This window comes from Pedobacter sp. Leaf41 (assembly GCF_001422545.1).
Lineage (GTDB): Bacteria > Bacteroidota > Bacteroidia > Sphingobacteriales > Sphingobacteriaceae > Pedobacter.
Genome location: NZ_LMLE01000007.1, coordinates 137,647 through 159,805 on the forward strand (window position 1 = coordinate 137,647; position 22,159 = coordinate 159,805).

The following is a 22,159-nucleotide window of genomic DNA, read 5'->3' on the forward strand; positions in this document are numbered from 1 at the left end:
GATGAACAATATTGTATCAGATAATCGCTACGACAAAATGTTATATAATCGTTGCGGTAATAGCGGATTGAAACTGCCTGCAATTTCCTTAGGGTTATGGCACAACTTCGGCCATGTTAATGTTTTCGAAAACAGCAAAGAACTTATCTACACCGCTTTCAACAACGGCATTACACATTTTGACCTTGCGAACAATTACGGACCGCCGCCGGGATCGGCTGAAGAGGTTTTTGGTAACATTCTTCATCAACACCTTAAAGGCTATCGCGATGAAATGGTAATCTCGAGTAAAGCCGGTTATCATATGTGGAATGGCCCTTATGGGGAATGGGGATCGAAAAAATACCTGGTTTCCAGCCTTGATCAAAGTTTAAAAAGAATGAAACTGGATTATGTGGATATTTTTTATCACCATCGCCCAGATCCTCACACGCCATTGCAGGAAACTATGGATACGTTAAGCCTGATGGTAAAACAAGGGAAGGCCTTATATGTGGGCATCTCCAACTACAGTGCAGAAGAAGCTGCTGCTGCAATTGAAATCCTGAAAGAAAACGGAACGCCTTGCCTCATTCATCAGCCAAAATATTCCATGTTTGAGCGCTGGGTAGAAAATGGTCTATTGGACGTATTGGAGGAAAATGGTGTAGGCTGTATTCCTTTTTCACCGCTAGCACAAGGTTTATTAACCGATAAATATTTGCATGGTATTCCAGCCGATTCAAGGGTGGCCACAAGTGGGATTTTCTTAAAAGAAACCAATATTACACCAGAAAAACTAGCAGTAGTTACTCAATTGAATGAGTTGGCAAAATCTCGTGGTCAGAAACTTTCGCACATGGCGCTTTCATGGATCTTAAAAGATAAGCGGATTACCAGCGTTTTGATTGGCGCCAGCAAATCAGAACAAATTACAGATTCAATTAAAGCTTTGGACAACACTAGATTTAGCGATGAAGAGATTAAATTAATTGATGAGATTTTGAAATAACTTTAACGAAAAAGCACCAAATGATTGAATCAATTTGGTGCTTTTTTATGTTTTAGGTTTTTTATTTTAAATCACCTGCAAAACTATTTTACCTCTGGTATGCCCAGTTTTACTTTCGATATGTGCTTTTCTAGCATCGCTTAACGTATAAATGGTTTCGACAATTGGCTTCACTTTTCCATTGTCTATCATTTCACCAATCTCCTTCAATTGATTGGCCTTAGCTTGAGCAGTAAAACCAATGAGATGCACTTTTTTTGCCTTCGCTTCAGCCACGTACTCGGGTGCCAAAACAGTAATTAATCTGCCGCCTTCTTTTAAAACATCGAGAGATTTCAGTTGCGTTTCTCCGCCAATCGTATCGAAAACAAGATCGATATCGCTTAACACTTTTTCAAAGTCGTCCATGTTATAATCGATCACCTCATCGGCGCCCAAACGTTTTAAAAAATCGATATTATAATCAGAAGATGTCCCAATGACGTACGCCCCTATCGCTTTAGCAAATTGAACCGCATAGGTTCCAACACCGCCAGCAGCCGCATGGATTAAAACTTTTTGTCCTTCTTTTAATAAACCGTGATCAAACAGGCCTTGCCAGGCAGTTAAACCAGCCAGCGGAACTGCTGCTGCCTCGGTGTGGCCAATACTTAAGGGCTTTATGCAAATGGTATTGGCTTTGACAACAGCATATTCCGCGTAGGTTCCATTTTTTGTCAAATCTGGCCGACCATAAACCTCATCTCCTTTTCTAAATGTACTCACTTTTTCGCCCAATTCTTCTACTACTCCAGAAAAATCCCAGCCAATGGTTAGCGGAAAGGTTGAAGGAAATTTTTCTTTCCTTAAACCGGCCCTGATTTTCCAATCAACAGGATTAACACTTGTAGCATGAATTTTAACTAGTACTTCGTCTTTACCTGGCTTTGGGATGTCAACATCATCAATAGATAAAACTTCCGGACCACCAAATTCATGGATTCTAATCGCTTTCATAGGTTGCTATTTAATATGAATATTTGATTGCAATTCGGCAGGTTTTAAACTGCTATAACATCAGGCAAAAAAACTAACATGATTTCAGCCCTTATAATTCTAACAACCAAGTACAAAAAATTGTGTTCGATAATTTTTCTTTCTCGTTTGGAAAGATCCTTTTTATCGAGACAAAGATTATTGCATGTCTTTAATTTTCGCCTTCAAAACTGCTGCTGCCTTGGTGTAACCACCTTCTGCGCCATCAACAAAGTGGATATGATCATCTTCTAAATCGCGTACGTAGCATGACATTACCGATTCGCCGCTGACATAGACTCCGTATAAAATTTCGCCATTTTTCTCCAGGAGGTCTAATGCCTTTTCAAGCTTGGTCCGTTGCAGCTTAGTACCTGTAATCACTGTATTTAGCCTTCCGTCGATCACCAACGTATCCGACATTTCGACCATTTGATTTAAATACTTCTTGCCGCTTTCCGTTCGAAAATAAATGTATCCATATGCGTTGATGAACCAGGTTTTAATAAGTTCGAAAAACTTTATTTTACCAAGCCGATGCCGCATTTCTCTACCCAGATTGTTGAAACTTGTTCTAAAAATCAGCTTAGGAATAGAAATGGGTTGGCGCTTTTCCGGGGTACCATAAATGATATCCAGCTGTCTTATCACATGACTTAATACTTCCGCTTGCCGGTTAAAGTTTCGTGCTACGGCGATCAAAGTAACTACCTCCTCACTATTTTCAGGTGGTTGAATTTTATCCCAGCGACATTGCATCCCACTCAAATCCAGTTCTTCATCGAAAGTATCGTCCTTGGCAAATAGATAGTTTTCTCCTTTTATAATTTTTTCTGCATAATCCAATCCGTTTCCTAGAATGATAGGAATGGAGAAAACTTTCGAAATGCTGTAGCGACTAATATTTAATAGATGGCCTAATTCGTATATTTCTTTAACCGGAACTATCCCCGCACGAAGATCTAAATTGAAATTTTGCAAGGTATTTCTTCTGTAAACCTGCAAGGCGCTCATTGCTTTATCTACAATAAGTGCAGGAACGATAAAAGTTGCGCCATCTCCACCAAAGAAAAATGGTATGGCAATATTTGCTTTAAAAGCAATATTGAGCACAGTAACAATGCTTCCTGTTGCAATAAGGTTTACATTTTCGTGCAAGCCAGCATTAACTGCTTGTGTAGAACTTTTAATATCAGTAATGATAATGTGCCAGTCAATTGGAACTTCTTTAAATAAATCCTTTCTCAACAAAAGTTGATGCAGAGGAGTTTTGTGAATTTGAAGATTGGAATAAAAATGATCCTGATCAGTTGTTATCATAAAACCAATATAGTGAGATAATTTTACGAAACTGATGTAAAAGGATTTGAATATTTTATCCCTTACACAATCATCAAAATAGTATGTTGTTTGTGAAGATAAAAATAGTAGTGAAACTGCTTGTTACAGCTAATCTTTTCTATCTCTATAACCTTTCCGCTATGACCAAATTCATCAGCAATAAGATCACCTATCTTGATATTTTCAAGCTGCAAAATGTTTATTGAAGCTCGTTTTAGGAGTTTTAATTTATCCATGATTGCCCTTTTCAATATTTACGTTGAGCGAAGTAATATGGATTTGTGGAACTAAAGTTTAACTATTATTGAGTAGGGGTAATATTACAAGAATCGATATTTATGTAAAAATACTTGTCGCGATTATAACTTCGGGATAAACAGATGAAATGGAATTGCTCCAAAACTGTGATTATAAGTAAAATTCAATCTTAAAATTGGATAGATTTTAATTCGCTAAAGACTTATTAGTCACAAAAAATAGGATCCAACAAAATCAATTTTTTAGTTCAATAAATAAGATAACCTGAAAAAAGCGTCAGTCCCGCGAAAGCGAGAATCTTAATATATCATGAAAAGTGAAAAGTCTTTTTAATAAATTAGGATGCCCAGTCAAGCTGGGCATAACAGAATTGCAAATTAAATGTTAAATTAAATACTGAATTGGTAATTGCAATACAACCTTTATAAATTTTAATGTGCGTCGTAAATGATCACTTTATCGAAGAAGATTTTGAACTCATCTAGAAATGCTTTATGCAACGGGTGAACCTGGTAAACATCATGTGCAGCTAAATTTTCGAAAAACAAAATCAAACTGAATGTATAAGTAGTATCTACAACAGCCCTTTCGATAGGTGCAGGCGTACCTACGTGGAAGTTTTTAATCACTTCAATATTCTCTAATGTTTGTAAACTTTTACGGAATGCAGCTTTCTGTTCTTCGGTGGTATCGGCTTTAAGCCAAAATAAAACGTGGTGGGATATCATTATTTTCTATTTTTTTCCCAAATATAATAAATTGCAGAATGATCATCATACTTAGCCAAAAACACTTTTAGCCTTGCTAATGGCTTTCTTTAAATCAATTCCTTTTCCTAAAACGCCTTTAAAAAGATCGCCTTCTACTTTTAACCGATCTATTGCATTAAAAATATTGAAATCTTGCATCTTCAATCCTGGCTTAACCTCATCCCAATGCAACGGCATAGAAACGGTTGCCCCAACTTTTGGTCGGAGGGAATATGGCCCCGCAATGGTAGCTCCTGGCCTGTTTTGCAAAAAGTCTAAGTACATTTTACCTTTTCTGGCCGAGATCATGCGTTCTAAAGAAGTATATTCCGGTATTTGATCATGCACCAGGTTAACAATAATTTTGGCAAACATCTGGCTTTGATCGTAACTGTACTTTGCGTTTAGCGGAATGTAAATATGCATGCCCGTTGACCCTGAGGTTTTGCAAAAACTCGGTACGTCTATCGCATCCAATACCTTTTTTGTTTCTAATGCAGCTTCTACCACCTGATCAAAAGAATGCTTATCCGGATCAAGATCAATTACGCAATAATCTGGATTTTCGGGGCTTTGAACGCGGCTAAACCATGGATTCATTTCTATGCAACCTAAACTGGCCATCCAAAGCAAGGAAGCTTCATCAGTGCCCACCAGATATTCTTTCTTCTCTCCTTCGCCATTTTCATAAGGAAAAGTTTTTGCCCAATCTGGCGCTTTTCCCTTAACATCTTTTTGGTAGAAACTTTTGCCATGAATACCCCCTGGGAAACGATTTAGCGACTGTGGCCGATCTTTCAAGTAAGGAAGAATGTATTCGGCGACCTGGTAATAATAATTAAACATGTCCCTTTTCGTTACCTTATCTTCGGGCCAGTAAATTTTACTTAAGTTGGTAAATTTTAGCTCGTGCCCTTTAATCTTCCGCACTTGTGTTTCATCTTTCGGATTAAGCAGCGTTTTTTTATCTTTTCCTTTTGGTGGATTGATGGCTTCCGAATGTGTTTCTTTTTGATCTAATGCTTGATCTATGATCTCTTCAGTAGGAACTTCTGTTTCCCTAACCACATCCGCCGCTTTTTTATCCTCACGCATGCCTTGAAAAGACGGGTGACGAAAAACACCATCATCCGTAATTTCAGTAAATGCCACTTCGCAAACAAGTTCTGGTTTTAGCCAGGTAGCTTTTGCTTTTGGAGGATTTGGGCGAAACCTAGATGGTTTGTTTACATCAGGCAATTCATCAAAAGGGCTTTTACCAATAATAAGTTTGTCGAACTGCTTCACTAACTCTTTTTGCAGTTTATCCGAAAAACCTGTCCCAACTTTACCTACATATTGAAGCTTTCTATTTTCATAAACACCGAGGAGCAAAGAGCTAAAGGATTTAGAGGTATCTTCATTTTTGGTGTAGCCTGCAATAATTACTTCCTGGCGTTTATGCACTTTGATTTTCAACCAATCTTTTGATCGGCGATCGGCCACATAAGTACTTTTAATTTTCTTTGCAATGATACCTTCCAAACCCATTTTCTCGGCAGCAGCGAAAAAATCTGTTCCGCTGGCCTTAAAAACCTTACCAAGGCGAACCCGATCATCGTCAATTGGCAAAACCTCGTTTAAAATAGCCTGCCGTTGATAAAGTGGTAACTCCATTAAATTTTTACCCTCACACCAAAGCAAGTCGAATACGTAAAATACAAGCTCCCCGTCAGCCTCGCTTCTCCAGTTTTGTAAAGATCCGAAGTTCGAAATCCCTTTTTCATTCAATACTAAAATTTCGCCATCCAAAACAGCATTGATGCTCCATTCTTGAAGCAGGTCGTATATTGGGTAAAATTTTTCGTTGAACGATTTGTTATTTCGGGAAACAAGATTCACCTGCTTCTTGTTGATAAACGCCAAAGCACGATAACCATCCCATTTTACTTCGTATTGCCAGTCCTCATCATCAAAAGGTTCATCAACCAGTGTGGCCAGCATGGGCTTTATATTTTTGGGGATTGCTGTTTTTGGTGCCTTTTTTAAGATTTCCTTCGGATCTAGCGCTACAGTTTCACCGACTTCTTTAGTCTCCTTTTTTTTAGATTTTACAGGTTTTTTTTTCTCAGGCTTTAGTGTCTGTTCCTTGCCATCTTTCCAAACCTTTTCAGAAGATTTTTCCATTCCTTCAATGGTTTTACCAGATAAAACCGATTTGTCTTGTTTTGTAATGTCTTTCGTTGAAGCAAAATCGTCTTTATGTTTAATCAATAACCAACCGTTTTCGCCCATTCCATGGGTTTTAACTAAGGCAAATTCACCCTTCAACTTTTCGCCGTTCAATTTTATTTTAACCGAACCAGCCTCCAATTGCTTGAGTAAATGTTTCTCCTGTGCTTTTTTGCTCTTGATCTCTTCAATAGGCTCATAAGTACCTTCATCCCAAACAATTACTGTTCCGCCCCCGTATTCTCCCTGTGGAATAATACCCTCGAAATTTCTATAATCAAAGGGATGATCTTCAACCATCATCGCCAATCGTTTATTTTTTGGATCTGTTGAAGGACCTTTTGGGACTGCCCAACTTTTTAATACACCATCCATTTCCAACCTAAAATCATAGTGTAAACGAGATGCATCGTGTTTTTGAATCACAAACATCAATTTGGTTCTACTCTTACTCCTACCCGATTTCGGTTCGGTTGTTTTTGAGAAATCTCGTTTAGCTACATACTTTTCCAGGCTCATAATTATTATTTTACTTTTTCAAAAAATTTTCAACGGCAGTAACTGATGTGCCGACCGTTTCCACTGCAGCCTTAAGCTTATCTTTGCTCACTGCAAATTTGTTAGACCAATAATCTAGCTCATAACCTTCGTTGATGTTGATTCTGCTGCGATCAGCACCACCTGTCTTAGTTTTATCATCCATAATAATTTTGATTAGATAACAGTTAAACAGTGCTTTAAACCAAAAAGTTTTAAACGCATATAGCCGCTTTCTATCTCAATTAAACATTTATATCATCTAAAAAACATAAATAATCACTTCTCAAATAAAAAACTCATTTCTCAAAACTAAAGCGACAGAGATAGTGTTTTCACTGTATTATCACTAACCAATTTATAGACCTATGATACACCAAAACATTTCGACAACAGCGAGGAAAGAAGTGGTTGAAATTGCCGATGAGCAAGATCGTAACTACTGGGCAACAAGACTAGGCGTAAGCAGCGAGAAATTAAAGTCTGCCGTTAAAGCGGTACAAAGCATGGAATTTTCTAAATTAAAGGATTATTTAAGCTTAGAAAAAATTAAATCTGCAAGCACTTATCAACGTTTCGTTAACCATTAAAATTTTGAAATGGATAACAAATTTGAAACTAGAAAACATCAGGTTGAACCTGATGCCCTAATAACAGATTGTGCTCATTTGATTGATTTACCCCCTCAAGCCAGCGTTTTCTCTAAGAAAATTAATGATAATGCTGTTCGGAACCCAAAAGCAACAATTAAAATATTGACTGTTTTTAATCCTAAAAACGGTTTATCAAATTTACTTTAACTGCTAAGCAGGTTCCTTAAAACCTGCTTTCTTTTTTATGCTGATTTGAGAACGGTTACGGATCTTCCGGCAACTTCTAACCCTTCAGATGCAGTAAGTAAACCGAAGCCATCTTTAGCAATTTCGCCAGTCGCAGTATCTAAAACTTTCTTCCAGCTTTTCCCATATTCTTCCTTTGGAAGTTTATAATCTAAAGCTTCGTAATGTGCGTTGAAAATGATAAAAAAGTGGTTATCAAGAATATCTTCGCCCATCGGGCCTTTGCTTTGTATTCCTTCACCGTGAAAGTAAATTCCAATAGAACGGGCGAAATCTTTTTCCCAGTTATGTCCTTTCATCGGATTTCCATCAGGTGTAAACCAGGCAATATCGTTTATGCCATCCTCCCCTACTTCTTTACCAATAAACCACTTTCTCCTTCTTAAGCTTGGGTGATTTTGCCTCAACTGAATCAACTCTTGTGTAAAATTTAATAATGATTGATCGGCATTTGCCCAATCTAACCATGAAAGCTCATTATCCTGACAGTAGGTATTGTTATTTCCTTGTTGGGTTTTCCCCATTTCATCGCCAGAAACAAGCATAGGAATCCCCTGTGATAAAAATAGTGTAGCTAAAAAATTACGCTTTTGCTGCAGTCGCAGGTTGATAATTTCTTCGTTATCGGTTTCTCCTTCTACCCCACAATTCCACGATTTGTTATGGTCTTCTCCATCATTGTTATCATCTAAATTGGCTTCATTGTGTTTATGATTATAGGAAACCAAATCATGAAGCGTAAAACCATCATGCGCCGTAATAAAATTAATACTCGCAGTTGGGCGGCGATAATCTTCTTTGTATAAATCCGGACTTCCGAGAAAACGTTGTGCAAATTCGCCAAGCATATTCGGATTGCCACGCCAATAATCACGCATTACATCCCGATACATGCCATTCCATTCTGCCCATCCGGGAGGAAACTTTCCAACCTGGTAACCTCCTTCGCCCACATCCCAGGGTTCGGCAATCAACTTCGCTTGCGAAATTACCGGATCTTGGTGGATGATATCAAAAAATGCACTTAACCGGTTAACTTCATGTAATTCTCTGGCTAAAGTGGAGGCCAGATCAAATCGAAAACCATCGATATGCATCTCCAAAATCCAATACCTCAAACTATCCATAATAAATCGGAGCACGTTCGGTAACATCGAATTTAGCGTATTTCCAGTGCCGGTATAGTCTGTATAATACCTTTTATCGTTTTCCAATCTATAATAGCAGTGGTTATCGATCCCTTTAAATGATAAGGTTGGGCCAAGGTGATTTCCTTCTCCTGTATGATTATATACAACGTCTAGAATCACTTCGATGCCTGCTTTGTGTAAGGCCTTTACCATATCTTTAAACTCGCGAACCTGATCGCCACGAATATCTGAAGAGGCATATCGAGAATCGGGGGCAAAAAAACCGATGCTATTGTAGCCCCAATAATTTGTTAATCCCTTTTCTTCGAGATGATGATCAGAAATAAATTGATGTACAGGCATGAGTTCGACCGCCGTTACACCTAGTTTTTTTAAGTAACTGATTGATACCGGATGAGCAAGCCCTGCGTAAGTTCCCCTCAAATTTTCGGGGATATCAGGGTGGGTTTTTGTAAAACCCTTAACATGCATTTCATAGATAACCGTTTGATTATAATTAATTTTTGGATGCTTATCATCTTCCCAATCATAGCTTGAATCAATTACAACTGATTTTGGTATGTATGCTGCACTGTCCGCTTCGCTGAAGCTCAGATCCATTTCTTCTGATCCCAACTGATATCCAAAAAGGGCTTCGTTCCATTTTATATTGCCGGCAATGGCCTTAGCATAAGGATCTAGAAGCACTTTGTTGCCGTTAAAACGATGGCCTTGCGATGGGCGGTAAGGTCCGAATACCCGATAACCATATAACTGCCCTGGCTTTACATCAGGAATATAGCAATGCCAGATTTGGTGCGACCTTTCCTGAATATTAATCCTAACCGTTTCTTCTTCAGCATGTTCATGATCGAAGAAACACAACTCTACAGCGGTAGCGCTTTCGGCATAAAGCGCAAAATTTACCCCGTTTCCATCCCATGTTGCGCCCAAAGGATAAGCTTCCCCCGGAAATTGTAAATATTCAGCCATACTATAAATCTGATCGTGCGTAAATCAAAACTCGTCTTTGATTTAACAATCCGTTTGACTTATGAAATGTTTTGAAAATTTATCATCGACAAAAAAGCTAACTAAATTGCGAATACCCTACTTAACAAAGTTTTGATAAAGGCTATTGATGGCATCGCGACTGAAATCAGGAAAATCATCTGTGTAGGTAGGATTTATTCCATTGGTAATAATGACGAAACCAAACTTTACTTTTGGATTGAAAAACATCGTACTATAAAGCCCGTAAGCCGATCCGGTATGACCCTTTAACTTCACATTTGGAATAAAATTATCAGCACTTCTGATTGCTAATCCGTAACCTTCATCAGGCGTAATAGCAGTTTGCATCAATTTCGAGTGCTTTTTTGAGATAAGCCTTACTCCATTTGATTGACCATAATTCATATGCATCATCATGTATTTTGCCAAATCTGTTGCCGATATTTTCATTCCGCCTGTTGGAGAGAATATGGGTGTAGAATAGCCCATAATGTAATTTTTAATTTCAGTTCTGCGTGGCGCATATGCTGCTGTTGCGTTGGTAAATTCGCTCGTCTTCGAGTTGTATTCGTAAAGCTTAACAAATCGGGTGCTATCTAATGAATCTACACAGTAACCGCCATAAAGTCCCAAGGGCTTTAAAACATGATTTTTAACGTAATTATCGAATCGCTCACCAGATTTCTTCTCTATAATCGCTCCAATGATATTGAAATTCAAATTACAGTAATCGAACTTGCTTCCTGGAGCATAATCGTTGTAACATTTGGCCCAATTTGGATTTTTATCTGGATTAATCAAATCGAGGTTTAAGTATCCCTGGGAATCATTCAAACTCGAAGTGTGCGAAAGTGCCATTTTCAAGGTTATTTTTTGATCTGGATATTTCGGGTTTCTGATCTTAAAACCTACTAAATCCCCAAAATCGTCATCTAGCGACAGTTTACCCGCCTCTACCAACTGCATAATAGACGTTGCCGAAAAGGATTTTGAAATGGAAGCAATACGGAAAATATCGCGATCGGTGAGCTCCGTTTTTTTGTCTAAATCTTTTAGTCCAAAAGAGTGTGTATAAATTATTTTCCCGTTTTTTACTACCGCCACTGAAGCACCTACCGCTTTAAATTTTTGCATTACAGCCTTAAAATCAGCTTCTGCCTTTTCATTTTGAGCATAAATAGTCGTGCTGATCAATAACAACACGAACATCATCTTTAAAGAAATTTTAATCATAAGTTGGAAATTATAATAGCGTAGAAATATTTATTTAGCGTCGTTTACCTCCAGCCAATGACCATCAGGATCTTTGAAATAAATCTGTTTTACTCCATCAAGCCTTAAGTTGATTGCACCCACTTTACCCGCCCAATCTTCAAACGGAATCTTTTTATTATTCAAGGCGGCAATAAATTCTTCGATTGATGTAACGCTGAAACACAAATGATCATTTCTATCAAAGATTTGATTGGCCTTTTGCCCCTCAATTAAATGAAGCGCACCAGCATTTCCCAATGAGAACCAAGTGTGCTTGCCATCTTTAAATGGTTCAGGAATTACTTTTAGACTAAAAACGGTTTGATAGAAGCTTGTCGATTTCGTTAAATCGTTCACATAAACAGCGATGTGATTAATTACAGCTGGTTTCTGAGCCATGGTTTTTGATACAATAATTGCTAAAAATAAGAATGTACTTGAAGCTATTCTTTTCATACCTAAAGATCAAAATATTAGTTTAACAAGTGCAAAGATTTAACTTTTTATTGTGCAACAATATCATTGAAAGACTTGCCGGATGCTGTTTCTAATTTAACATCCTTTCCGAATTCACTGTATTTATCGATAAATGCTGTTTTACTAATCAGCTGTAAATAGTTATAATCGATAGAGATTTGATGGCGCTTCCTTAGTCGATATAAAAAATGGCCACCAAAATCGATGAAAATTGGACACGAAGCATTTAGCCATGCTTTATGCGCATTGCGCCAGCTAAAAGAATAAAAATCAGCTGAGACTGGGATTGATTTTAATTCCTTATGGTAAAAATTTAGCACTTCCGGTTGAGGATTTTTAGCTAAAGCATCGATTTTACGGATGACCGATAAATGCTCAGAAGCGCAAAATTCAAATGAATCTAATAATGGGCTGAGCGGATTTGGAATGGATTTTAAGATTTTGAAACCTTTAAACTTCAAACCATTTACCACCCAGATTAACTTGGGATAAAACCGTTCTCTTGATTGAAGCTCTTCGGTGGTTATGGGCGAATTTTGAAGTTCGATGGTTAGACCTGATGCCGTATGGATATCTGCACGATGAAATTCTTTCAAAGACTCATCATAAAAGCTGACTTCACGAAATTCGGGTGCAAAAACTTCTTTCCATTGGCGATGCCACAAAGTTTCGCTTTCCCACCAGGAATCGCAATGGCTAAGAGAAACATGTGCCCAATGATGAATTTTTATGGAACCACATTTTGCAATTACTTTCTTCCCACAACCTAAACAAACAGCACTTTTACCTTTTAAAGCTTCAACCCGATTTCCTTTTAACAACGCAAACTGCATGACTGACGTTACTATTCGTTGCCTTTAAAAATATTCATTACGGCAGTTTTCCATTGAATGTATCCTAAATCGCCACAAACTTTTGCTACAAATCCTTCCACTTCATCGGGTACATCATTTACTATGCGCCAACGGATTTTATACTTTGCGTTATAGCTAATATAAACGACCACATCATCAGTACGTTGTCCCACAGATTGTAAAGCCTGCAAATGAATATCTCTTAAGTCGTCGGCTGCGTTTTTCAATCGCTCATTCATGATTTTCCCTAAAGAAAGATCTGGTTTAAAATCTGTTTCTAATATTGCTAAAACTGTAACAGTCATATCACTCCTCTTCGTTTGAAAGCCTTATAAACAGCTTTCTTCCTTAATTGTTTAATGAATCGCCAGCAGCGAATTAAACAAATTTATACTAAAATAATTAGCAAACAAAAATATAAACAGTTATTTTTATCGCTTAAACATCAATCAATTTAAACCAATTGATTTACAGAAGAATAAAAATTAATAATGGAAGAAAAATTAATCAAACAAAAGGCGATTAACTTTTAAATTGTTCTCCTTGGAGGTTAGGCTAATCATCATATTGGTCTAAATTGTATTTGAAATCATGAAAATATCAAGCCATGATTAAACTACAAATGTGAATAAATCGGCTTGTAATCAGGCAAAGCATTAGTGACATTCTGTGCATCTTTGCATAAATATTTTGATAATTTAAGAAGGATCCCTGAATAAGATGAACGAAACCGATACTAATCAATCTACTCCCGACAACCGCCTTATTATCGATTTTATCAAGTTTACAAATCAACCTATTTTTCTCACTGGAAAAGCAGGAACCGGAAAAACTACGCTACTAAAAAAAATTAAAGAAACTACACAGAAAAATTTCGCTGTAATAGCGCCAACTGCTGTTGCGGCAATAAATGCTGGTGGAGTTACCATTCATTCGTTCTTTCAAATGCCATTTGGACCAATTATTCCCGTGGCCAATGACCAGCAATTTAAAGAAGTAAAATATAATGAAGAAAAGATAAAGCTCTTGAAATGCCTGGAACTTTTAGTTATTGATGAGATTAGTATGGTTCGGGCCGACATGCTCGATTTTATTGATCAATCTTTAAAAAAAGTAAAAGGTTCTAGCATGCCATTTGGCGGTGTACAAGTTTTAATGATTGGTGATTTATATCAACTATCGCCGATTGCACATGATGCATGGCATATTTTGAAAGAATATTACCTAAGTCCTTACTTTTTTGATAGCCATATTCTCAAATCAATTTCATTAACCACCTTTGAGTTAAAAAAAGTTTATCGCCAGTCTGATCCGTTATTCATTGATATCTTGAATAGAATTAGAGAGAATGATTTAACGCCAGAACTTTTAGATAAACTCAATTCACATTACGATCCAAGTTTAGAAGATAATTGGAAAGATGAGTACATCACCTTAACCACTCACAATAATTTAGTTACCCAAATTAACAAAGATTGTCTGGAAAAATTAGATGGTGAGCTACACACCTTTAGTGCAAAAATAGCCGGCGATTTCCCTAAAGATGCTTATCCTGTTGATGAACTATTGCAGCTTAAAGTAGGTGCTCAGGTGATGTTTATCAAAAACGATTCGTCTGGCAAAAAGCAGTATTACAATGGGAAGGCGGCAAAAATTGTGTCTATCTCCAATGATACCATTAAAGTGCAATTTTTAGATGATTCGGCTCATTTTGAAGTGGAGCGAGAGGAATGGAAGAATTTGAAATACAACCTGGATCAGGAAGAAAATAAAATTGAAGAAGTAAACACGGGCTCATTTTCTCAATATCCATTTAAACTGGCTTGGGCAATTACCATTCATAAAAGCCAGGGCTTAACGTTCGAAAAGGCGATTGTTGATATTAGCGCATCCTTTACCCATGGGCAGGCTTATGTGGCGTTAAGCAGGTGCAAAAGTTTGGCAGGCCTGATTTTGAAAACCCCGGTGAAGATGGAGAATATTATTACCGATAAAAGAATTATCGGTTTTACATCAAAGGCAGTGATCCAGGTTCCAACTGATCAAAATTTAGCGCTCTATGTTAAAAAATACACCTGGGATTTGATTGAAGACCTGTTCGACTTTAGTTCTTTAAGCGAAAGCTGGGACAACATAAAAGGTGTTAGTTTTAATGCTTTCGATGAGAATGCGGCCTTTAAAAACATGTTAAATAATACTTCCGAAATTTTGTGTGCTCAACTGATCAGAGTGGGCACAAAATTTAGAAGTCAGGAAATTGCCAAAATTTCGAAGGAAACCGAGGTTGCTGAAGAGAAACTATTTCTAGATCGATTAAGTAAAGCTTCAACCTATTTTACACCAAAAATAAATCAGGTAATTGCAGAGATATCCAAGTTTACATCTCTAAAATTATTGGCTGATGAAAAGTCGGAAAGAACGGTGATTACGCTGATATCAATTTTAAATACCTTAAATGTGAAACTGGCCTTATTTAGTTTCCCTTGGGCAAAATTTTCGATTGCAGATTACACCAAAACTTTTTTAGATGCCAGTAATAAATACGAGATTACACCCAGGAAAACATTTGTAGCTAAAGTTGATATTCCTAAAGAAATCACCAATCAAAAACTTTATCAGCGTTTACTTAATTGGCGCAATGATTTAAGTAAGAAAAGAAACGTTCCTGAACACACTATCCTTTCTGATGTAGCTTTGGTGAACATTGCATCAAAACCACCGAAAACTAACGATCAGCTCGCAGCCATCAGAGGAGTAGGAATTGGTAACGCCCTTGATTTGGGAGAAGAGATTATGAAGATTGTGAACAGCTTTATGGGCGCCAGCACATTATTTTAACCTTTGCAACTACTTGAAAAATAGAAAATAGCAAACTGTTAACACAATCCCTATAAACATAAAGCCCACACGAGCAAGCCATTTATTTAAGATACTTTGGCCTTGTTGAGTGATATTTTTCTCGAGGTTTTTGAGTAAAACTTCTTGCTTTTCCACCTTCTCTTTGAGGTCTAAATTTTCAGTTTTAAGATCGAAAATGCTTTTTCCAGTATCTTCTTCCAATTTGTTTAAAGCGTAGCGCCGTTTAAAACCACCCTCACTAATAAACATATCTACACCTGCTTGTTTACCCACCATTGCCGGTAATGGAACGCCATCTACCTGTCCCACTAAAATAACGAGATTCATTTGAACTAAAACATCCAGATAATCAGAAGCCAGCGTACCATTTCCTCTAAATATTTTAAGTACCCTATCGGATTTGATGTAAACTTCCTCCTCAAATTCGTTAAGGATATTGTCCAAAAGCTCACATTTAGCTGGAGTTAAACTTATGGAGAGATTTTTCATTTAGGTGAACGTGAATTATTCGGCAAGAAAGCAAAAAATAATTTAAACAGAAAGTTTTATTGCAAAATAAGCCAGAATAGCACATTTGAAGAGGTAAAAATGATATTCCTCCATGTTGTTATCATCTTTCATCAAAACTTATGCTAAAAAATCAATGTTGTTTATATAAAAATCATACTATGAAAAATCCAGATCAAGAACCAATTAAAGACGATGAAATTCCAAACATAGCGCAATTTCAAGTCGATCGCTCAAACGGCAATGCTGCAGAAGGCCATGCCCCAGAAGAAGAAAATGATGATGAAAGTTACACCGAAGATGAGATTCCTTTTGCTGACGGAGAAGGAACTCAGCTTGATGAAGCTATCGATGAGCAAGAAGGAGATGAGGCGTTAGAAGATGATGAGCTTGAAGATGACGAATTACAAGGTGACGAACTAGAAGATTATGAGTTAGAAGAAGATGAGTTGCCAGAGGATGACGAACCAAGTCAGATTTAATTAAATTGAAGCTGTCTCAAAATCAAGTTAATCAATGAAAAAGAAAAAAAATCTTGAATATCGCTGTTCCCAGGCATCAAGATTTCTTGAATAGTTATCTTGGAAAATATTAAATTAGCAATTTTGAGACGGCTTCTACAAACACTATCTAAGCGTTTAGTTTAACTATCAAACGATTAGAAATAATTAACCTCTCCAATAAGCCCAAGATATTTATTTTTTTGAAAAATCAATTGCTATTCTAAAAAATAAATGCAACTTTGTGGCGTAAATGAATAACAGGAAACTAAAAAAAAGAATTGATTTAGTGAAGGCGGTGAGCGCACTTCTCATTTTCACTTTCTCGTTTATTTCTGTAGTTCAAACCATCCACAACCACAACACTGATGATGTTGAGCAGGTGGGTAATCAAAAAGACAATATTTCTTTTACCGAAAAATGTTCGGTGTGCGATTATTTGGCACATAAACACGGAAAAGAGATCTTGTTGCCTCTACCCTTTTCTATTTCATATCCTTTACCACAAGCAAACCTGCTTAATACAGGCACATTTTTAGCCAACTACAAATTTATACTTCAAGGCTTTACCAATAAAGGCCCGCCTATTTCTGCCTAGAATGCTATAATCGGTATTCTAACCTTCAATATTTTTCTCAATTTTTTTAACATGATTAGTACGCCAATGCTTTGCATATGCTAATCCTTTAACTATTGGCTTAGGCCATCGGCAATGCGTAAATTTTTAATTTTAATATTTTCCTTAGTTGGAACTTTGCAGGTGTATGCCCAACAATTTCAACTCAGTGGAACCGTTTCTTACGAGCTAAAACCGATCTCAAACGCTACGGTCCAGCTAGTTAAGTCGCCAATTTCAACCCGTACAGATGATCGGGGTAACTTCACATTTCCAGCTTTGAAAAAAGGAGTTTATCAACTGATTGTTAGTGCAGTAGGTTTTTCTAAAACAATAATCACAATTGAAGGAAGCGATCAGGCTGTTATCAAAAATGTGGTTCTTCAAAAAGAGGTCAAGCAGCTAGCTGACATCATCATAAAAGATAAACATGTAGAAAATCGCCGTAAAGAAGAATCGTTGAATATAGAAGTCGTTAACCAGGATTTCATCCAGCGCAATTTGGGTGGAAGCCTAATGAAAAGCCTGGAGCGCTTGCCAGGAATTAAGACCATCGGCATCGGCTCAGGACAATCAAAACCGCTAATTAGAGGCTTGGGCTTTAATAGAGTTGTTGTTATTGAGAAGGGTATTAAACATGAAGGGCAACAATGGGGAGCCGATCATGGATTGGAAATTGACCAATTTGCCACTGGAGAAATTGAATTAATTAAAGGTTCTGCCTCATTTATTTACGGCTCTGATGCCATTGGAGGCGTAATTGACATATTACCGGTTGCCATTCCATCGTCAAATAGCCTTGGGGGGTCGGTAGATTTAATTGGAAAAAGTAATAACAATCTATACGGAACATCGACAAGTTTTTATGGCAGAAACAAAAAATGGTTTTTCGATTCACGATTTACTTACCAAAATTACGCTGACTACCGGGTACCTGCAACCAAGGTTTATGTGTATGACTACGAAGTAAATTTAAATAACAATCGCTTAAGAAATACCGCAGGAAGAGAAACTGGAATTCATTTCATCGCTGGTTTTGTTGTAGATAAGTTTAAATCGATATTTTATCTAAGTAATACCTATACCAGAAGTGGTTTTTTTGCCAATGCTCACGGACTGGAGCCGAGACGTGTTAATGAGCAGCTCCACGATAATTCAGATCGGGATATTTTACATCCGTATCAATCGGTTAACCATTTTAAAATCATTAACAGATCGAGCTTTCAATTAGTAAACCACAACATTGAAGCTGAATTAGGTTATCAAAAAAACTTCAGGCAGGAATTTAGTCAGTATGTAAATCATGGCTTTATGCCACCTGTTTATCCTTCATCACTATTCATTCAAAGCGATTTAGAACGGGAGTTCGATAAATCAGTTTACTCGGCAAATTTAAAAGATAGAGTTAAAATTGATGCTCACGAATTAACCGTGGGAATAAATGCAGAATCGCAGCATAACAACATCAACGGGTGGAGCTTTCTGGTTCCGGCATTTAACCAAAGTACAATTGGCGCTTTTGCTTACGATAAACTCAAAATCAACGAAAAACTGTTGCTGCATGGTGCGATAAGATACGATAAAGCGCAAATTAACATGCTTGAATACAAGGACTGGTTTCCATCTCAAGTAAATATAAACGGCAATTTCGAACAGCAGAATCTGCAACGGGCTACCAATTTAAATCGAACCTTTAACAGCTTGGTATGGTCTGCTGGCTTAAATTACAATCTATCAAATTTCAGTTTGAAGGCTAATGTTGGCAAAAGTTTCAGAATGCCAATTGCAAAAGAACTTGGTGCAAATGGCGTAAACTATCATTACTTCAGCTACGAAAAAGGGAACCCGAATCTTTCGGCCGAAAAATCATATCAAGTAGATCTAACCCTCGGCTGGAGTGATGCAAAATGGTCGGTTCAACTTAGTCCCTTTTACAATTATTTTCCAAATTATATTTACCTGAATCCGACTTCTGGCCATGATTATTCTTATGGTGCGGGCAATCAGATATTCGAGTATGAAGAGAGTCGCGTACAGCGCTTTGGTGGAGAGATTGAATTTAAATATGAGATTTTTAAAAATCTAAGCACTCAATTTTTAGGAGAAATACTGCATGCGAAACAATTATCTGGAGATAAAAAGGGATTTACGCTGCCATTTTCTCCACCTGCTTCTGCCCTGTTTAACCTCACCTACTCTCCTAAATTCGATACCAAGTTGAGCAATACCTATTTCTCGGTGGATTACCGCATTACCTGTAAACAAGAAAATATTGTTCCTCCAGAGAAAAAAACAACTGGCTACCAACTGGTGAATATTCAGGTTGGAACTAAAATATCACTTTTCGAAAATCCAATTCAAGTCAGTATTCAGGCACGGAATTTATTCGACACAAAATATCTCAACCATACTAGTTTCTATCGCCTTATCGAGCTTCCTGAAGCAGGTCGAAACCTCATTCTCTCGGTAAAAATCCCCTTTTCAAAATAAAATAATCAGTTATAACCCTTAAAACACCCCATTATGAACAAATTTACAAAGCCATTTTTAGGTCTGTTGATGATTGCAGCAACTTTTACTGCCTGTAAAAAAGAAGAAGTAATTTCAGATGCGCCATCCATCACAAATCTAGAAATTGGCACCAATAACAACAAAACCGCTTACCCAGGAACGGACATCCACCTGGAGGCCGATCTTTTTTCGGCTAGAAATTTAGCCGGCGTTCAGTTAACCATCAAGCCCAAATCTGGCTCGGGCTGGAACTTTAGTCAAAACTATACGGAGGGCTTTGCTAACATTAAAAATGCAAGTTTTCATAAACACATTGATGTACCAACTACTGCTGCTTTGGGTAGCTACCTGGTAACCGTTACCGTCACCGACGTATTAGGTAAATCGACAGCAGTTGTGAGTGATTTGGAAATCAAATACGACCCAACACTGCCCAATGCGACAGGTTTTGAAGTGGGATTAAATACTGCTGGCAATGATTTGCATGTAGAAGTATCAATTTCTGCCATTAATAAAATTGCCAAAATTGAAGTAGAAGTGCATGGATCGGCCTGGGAGAAGGACTTTTCGTTCACCGATGTTTCGATGGTTGGTTTAACCAACTACAATTTCCATAAACACCTTGATGTTACCGCAGCACCAAAAGGCCATTACCATGTACACCTCAAAATAGTCGATCAGCTGGGGAAAGAAAATGAATTTGAAGAACATTTTAATAAATAAAACCTGATGAAAATGAAAAATAAATTTAATCCAAAAAAAACGGGCTATCTAATTTTAGGCCTCGCAATGGTTTTCCTCCTGAGCAATTGCAAAAAAGAAACCGAAGAAATTGATACCAGCTATCCCGAAATTTTTGCGAGTGCAAGCGCTTTTCCACAACAGTGTAGCATCATTAAACGTGGCGAATCTTTCACTTTTAAGGCTCAGGTAAGTGATAACGTAGAACTAGGTTCCATGAGCATTGATATACACCATAACTTCGACCATCATTCGCACAGTACTGAAGTAAACAGCTGCAATATGGAAGCGATTAAAAATCCCGTAAAACCCTATCTACTCATCAGAGAAATCAATATTCCGGCAGGGCAAAAAAATTATGAAACCACAGCAACCATCAATGTACCGGCAGATATAGATCCAGGTGATTACCATTTTTTGATCAGAATCACCGATAAAGCCGGATGGCAAACAATTAAAGGAATCAGCATAAAAATTAATTAATCAATTAAAATCAAACCCAATGTTATCCAAAAACAATTTCAAGAAAGTAGCCCTGCTTTTTGCCGTTGCTGCAGCATTTACCGCTTGTAAAAAAGACAATCAACAACCTGAAGAAGAACCTACAAACGCTGCAAAGGAGTTTAAATATGTACGTTTACTTACATCAGATGAAACTTCAAATAAGTTAACTTTAGTTGACCCATTTTCGTCAGCTATTTCATCTTTCGATGCGAAATATCCAATGGCAAATCTTTATGCTACTTCTTCTGGTAGGTATGCAGCAGTGCTTTATGGTACGCAAAATTTAGCAGAGGTTTTTGATAGCGGTCTGTTATCACATGTAGATCATATCGATGTATTGCACAATCCAAAATGGGCCAGTATTACTGCAAATGGCATAAAGCCTACCCACTTCAAATCAAAAGCTAATGAAAGTTTAATTTTTAATGATGGCGATGGAACTTTGAGCAGGGCTATGGAAAGTGATTTTAACACTGCAGGAGCAAGATTTTCCACTGTGATTGCCGGTTTATTGCCTCATCATGGTGCAATGGCACAATTTACAAACGGAACCTATGCGGTGACTTCTACAACGACAGCTGGAGCCTCGCCCAACAGGGTTTTAATCATCGATAAAAGCGGCAAAGCCGTATTTCCTTCAACCTTCGCCATTGGGGCGATCCATGGTAACGCAACTGATGGCACTCATGCTGTTTTCGGTGGTTTTACCAATGCAACTGCAACTGTGGGTGGTGTTTTGGTGGTGAAATCTAACGGTGAGCAACGGATGATTCCAAATCCCGATGGGTTTGGCGCATTTAGGTTGGGCAGCATCTATTATGCAGAATCTGCGAAGAAATTTATTGGTTATGTGGCTACCAAAGGGGCTTATTTAATTGATTTGGCTGGGGATAAGATCACCCCTATTTACAGTGGTTCTGATGCATTTCAATGCAAAGTTGATTATGCAGGAAAAAATTTGTTGGTGTTAACCTTGGATGGAAAACTTCGTGTTTATGATTTAGCGACTGGGGCATTGAAAAAAGAAGGTGTTGTAATTTCAGCAACATTAAGCACTGACACCTATAAGCCAGTTTTAGAAGCGACGGCAAAGTTCGCCTATATCGCTCTACCAGGATCTGGTGAAGTACATCAAATTGACCTCGACACTTTCAGCGTTTCCGCAAAGTATAAAGTATCTTCGAAACCAATTCGATTAACGATTTTCGGTTTTGAGAATAACGCTTCGCATTAATTTTACAGGAGGTAGCTA

The 22,159-nt window shown here is 37.5% G+C and carries 22 protein-coding genes; 10 read left to right on the plus strand and 12 right to left on the minus strand.

Translation table 11 applies throughout. The features are described 5' to 3' along the window. The first annotated feature begins 1 nt into the window (after position 1). Positions 2 to 991 carry an L-glyceraldehyde 3-phosphate reductase gene (mgrA, locus tag ASE92_RS10880; protein WP_056850409.1) on the plus strand — a complete coding sequence of 330 codons (990 nt, stop codon included), beginning with the start codon at positions 2 to 4 and terminating at the stop codon, positions 989 to 991. A 66-nt stretch (positions 992 to 1,057) separates the two neighbouring features. On the opposite strand, the gene ASE92_RS10885 is transcribed toward mgrA, so the two are convergent. The 6 genes from ASE92_RS10885 to ASE92_RS20935 all read right to left on the minus strand — a co-directional run bounded on the left by ASE92_RS10885 (position 1,058) and on the right by ASE92_RS20935 (position 7,267). After that, complete coding sequence (locus tag ASE92_RS10885; protein ID WP_056850134.1) at positions 1,058 to 1,987, minus strand: NADP-dependent oxidoreductase; 930 nt, start codon at positions 1,985 to 1,987, stop codon at positions 1,058 to 1,060. A 177-nt stretch (positions 1,988 to 2,164) separates the two neighbouring features. Next, on the minus strand, positions 2,165 to 3,325 hold the full coding sequence (locus tag ASE92_RS10890) for a DUF3095 family protein (RefSeq protein WP_235527345.1): 1,161 nt from the start codon (positions 3,323 to 3,325) through the stop codon (positions 2,165 to 2,167). 62 nt (positions 3,326 to 3,387) lie between these two features. Then, the gene (locus ASE92_RS10895) at positions 3,388 to 3,582 is read right to left on the minus strand and encodes a hypothetical protein (protein ID WP_056850135.1); all 195 of its coding nucleotides are present in this window, start codon (positions 3,580 to 3,582) and stop codon (positions 3,388 to 3,390) included. Positions 3,583 to 4,035: 453 nt separating this feature from the next. Beyond that, positions 4,036 to 4,332 carry a Dabb family protein gene (locus ASE92_RS10900; protein WP_056850136.1) on the minus strand — a complete coding sequence of 99 codons (297 nt, stop codon included), beginning with the start codon at positions 4,330 to 4,332 and terminating at the stop codon, positions 4,036 to 4,038. 51 nt (positions 4,333 to 4,383) lie between these two features. Then, positions 4,384 to 7,083: a DNA ligase D gene (ligD, locus tag ASE92_RS10905; RefSeq protein ID WP_056850137.1), complete on the minus strand. Its 2,700-nt coding sequence runs from the start codon at positions 7,081 to 7,083 to the stop codon at positions 4,384 to 4,386. 10 nt (positions 7,084 to 7,093) lie between these two features. After that, positions 7,094 to 7,267: a DUF3606 domain-containing protein gene (locus ASE92_RS20935; protein ID WP_157255716.1), complete on the minus strand. Its 174-nt coding sequence runs from the start codon at positions 7,265 to 7,267 to the stop codon at positions 7,094 to 7,096. 202 nt (positions 7,268 to 7,469) lie between these two features. Between ASE92_RS20935 and ASE92_RS10910 the strand changes: the two genes are divergently transcribed. Both ASE92_RS10910 and ASE92_RS10915 read left to right on the plus strand, forming a co-directional pair. After that, positions 7,470 to 7,691, plus strand: a complete 222-nt coding sequence (locus tag ASE92_RS10910; RefSeq protein ID WP_056850138.1) for a DUF3606 domain-containing protein — start codon at positions 7,470 to 7,472, stop codon at positions 7,689 to 7,691. 9 nt (positions 7,692 to 7,700) lie between these two features. Continuing rightward, positions 7,701 to 7,901 (plus strand): hypothetical protein, encoded by a 201-nt coding sequence (locus ASE92_RS10915; RefSeq protein WP_056850139.1) that lies wholly within the window; start codon positions 7,701 to 7,703, stop codon positions 7,899 to 7,901. A 35-nt stretch (positions 7,902 to 7,936) separates the two neighbouring features. Here ASE92_RS10915 and glgX read toward each other — a convergent pair whose 3' ends face one another. From glgX to ASE92_RS10940, 5 genes are all read right to left on the minus strand, one after another. Continuing rightward, positions 7,937 to 10,063 (minus strand): glycogen debranching protein GlgX, encoded by a 2,127-nt coding sequence (gene glgX / locus ASE92_RS10920; protein WP_056850140.1) that lies wholly within the window; start codon positions 10,061 to 10,063, stop codon positions 7,937 to 7,939. Positions 10,064 to 10,180: 117 nt separating this feature from the next. Next, entirely contained in the window at positions 10,181 to 11,317 is a 1,137-nt protein-coding gene (locus tag ASE92_RS10925) for a serine hydrolase (protein WP_056850141.1), read from the minus strand. Positions 11,318 to 11,347: 30 nt separating this feature from the next. Then, complete coding sequence (locus ASE92_RS10930) at positions 11,348 to 11,794, minus strand: VOC family protein (protein ID WP_235527346.1); 447 nt, start codon at positions 11,792 to 11,794, stop codon at positions 11,348 to 11,350. Positions 11,795 to 11,841: 47 nt separating this feature from the next. Continuing rightward, entirely contained in the window at positions 11,842 to 12,648 is an 807-nt protein-coding gene (locus ASE92_RS10935) for a competence protein CoiA (RefSeq protein ID WP_056850142.1), read from the minus strand. A gap of 11 nt (positions 12,649 to 12,659) precedes the next feature. Then, complete coding sequence (locus ASE92_RS10940) at positions 12,660 to 12,974, minus strand: hypothetical protein (RefSeq protein ID WP_056850143.1); 315 nt, start codon at positions 12,972 to 12,974, stop codon at positions 12,660 to 12,662. A 415-nt stretch (positions 12,975 to 13,389) separates the two neighbouring features. On the opposite strand from ASE92_RS10940, the gene ASE92_RS10945 reads away from it, so the two are divergent. Next, positions 13,390 to 15,507: an HRDC domain-containing protein gene (locus ASE92_RS10945; RefSeq protein WP_056850144.1), complete on the plus strand. Its 2,118-nt coding sequence runs from the start codon at positions 13,390 to 13,392 to the stop codon at positions 15,505 to 15,507. A 9-nt stretch (positions 15,508 to 15,516) separates the two neighbouring features. Here the strand turns inward: ASE92_RS10945 and ASE92_RS10950 are convergent, their stop codons facing one another. Further along, positions 15,517 to 16,017 carry a hypothetical protein gene (locus tag ASE92_RS10950; RefSeq protein WP_056850145.1) on the minus strand — a complete coding sequence of 167 codons (501 nt, stop codon included), beginning with the start codon at positions 16,015 to 16,017 and terminating at the stop codon, positions 15,517 to 15,519. A 179-nt stretch (positions 16,018 to 16,196) separates the two neighbouring features. Here ASE92_RS10950 and ASE92_RS10955 point away from each other — a divergent pair, with 179 nt between their 5' ends. The 6 genes from ASE92_RS10955 to ASE92_RS10980 all read left to right on the plus strand — a co-directional run bounded on the left by ASE92_RS10955 (position 16,197) and on the right by ASE92_RS10980 (position 22,141). After that, the gene (locus ASE92_RS10955) at positions 16,197 to 16,517 is read left to right on the plus strand and encodes a hypothetical protein (protein ID WP_056850146.1); all 321 of its coding nucleotides are present in this window, start codon (positions 16,197 to 16,199) and stop codon (positions 16,515 to 16,517) included. 271 nt (positions 16,518 to 16,788) lie between these two features. Further along, positions 16,789 to 17,133, plus strand: a complete 345-nt coding sequence (locus ASE92_RS10960) for a hypothetical protein (protein WP_056850147.1) — start codon at positions 16,789 to 16,791, stop codon at positions 17,131 to 17,133. 114 nt (positions 17,134 to 17,247) lie between these two features. Then, positions 17,248 to 19,641 (plus strand): TonB-dependent receptor, encoded by a 2,394-nt coding sequence (locus ASE92_RS10965; RefSeq protein WP_056850148.1) that lies wholly within the window; start codon positions 17,248 to 17,250, stop codon positions 19,639 to 19,641. A 33-nt stretch (positions 19,642 to 19,674) separates the two neighbouring features. Further along, on the plus strand, positions 19,675 to 20,385 hold the full coding sequence (locus ASE92_RS10970) for a DUF4625 domain-containing protein (protein ID WP_082455033.1): 711 nt from the start codon (positions 19,675 to 19,677) through the stop codon (positions 20,383 to 20,385). A gap of 12 nt (positions 20,386 to 20,397) precedes the next feature. After that, positions 20,398 to 20,886, plus strand: a complete 489-nt coding sequence (locus tag ASE92_RS10975) for a DUF4625 domain-containing protein (RefSeq protein WP_056850412.1) — start codon at positions 20,398 to 20,400, stop codon at positions 20,884 to 20,886. A gap of 19 nt (positions 20,887 to 20,905) precedes the next feature. Then, positions 20,906 to 22,141, plus strand: a complete 1,236-nt coding sequence (locus ASE92_RS10980; RefSeq protein WP_056850150.1) for a hypothetical protein — start codon at positions 20,906 to 20,908, stop codon at positions 22,139 to 22,141. The last annotated feature ends 18 nt before the right edge of the window (positions 22,142 to 22,159 follow it).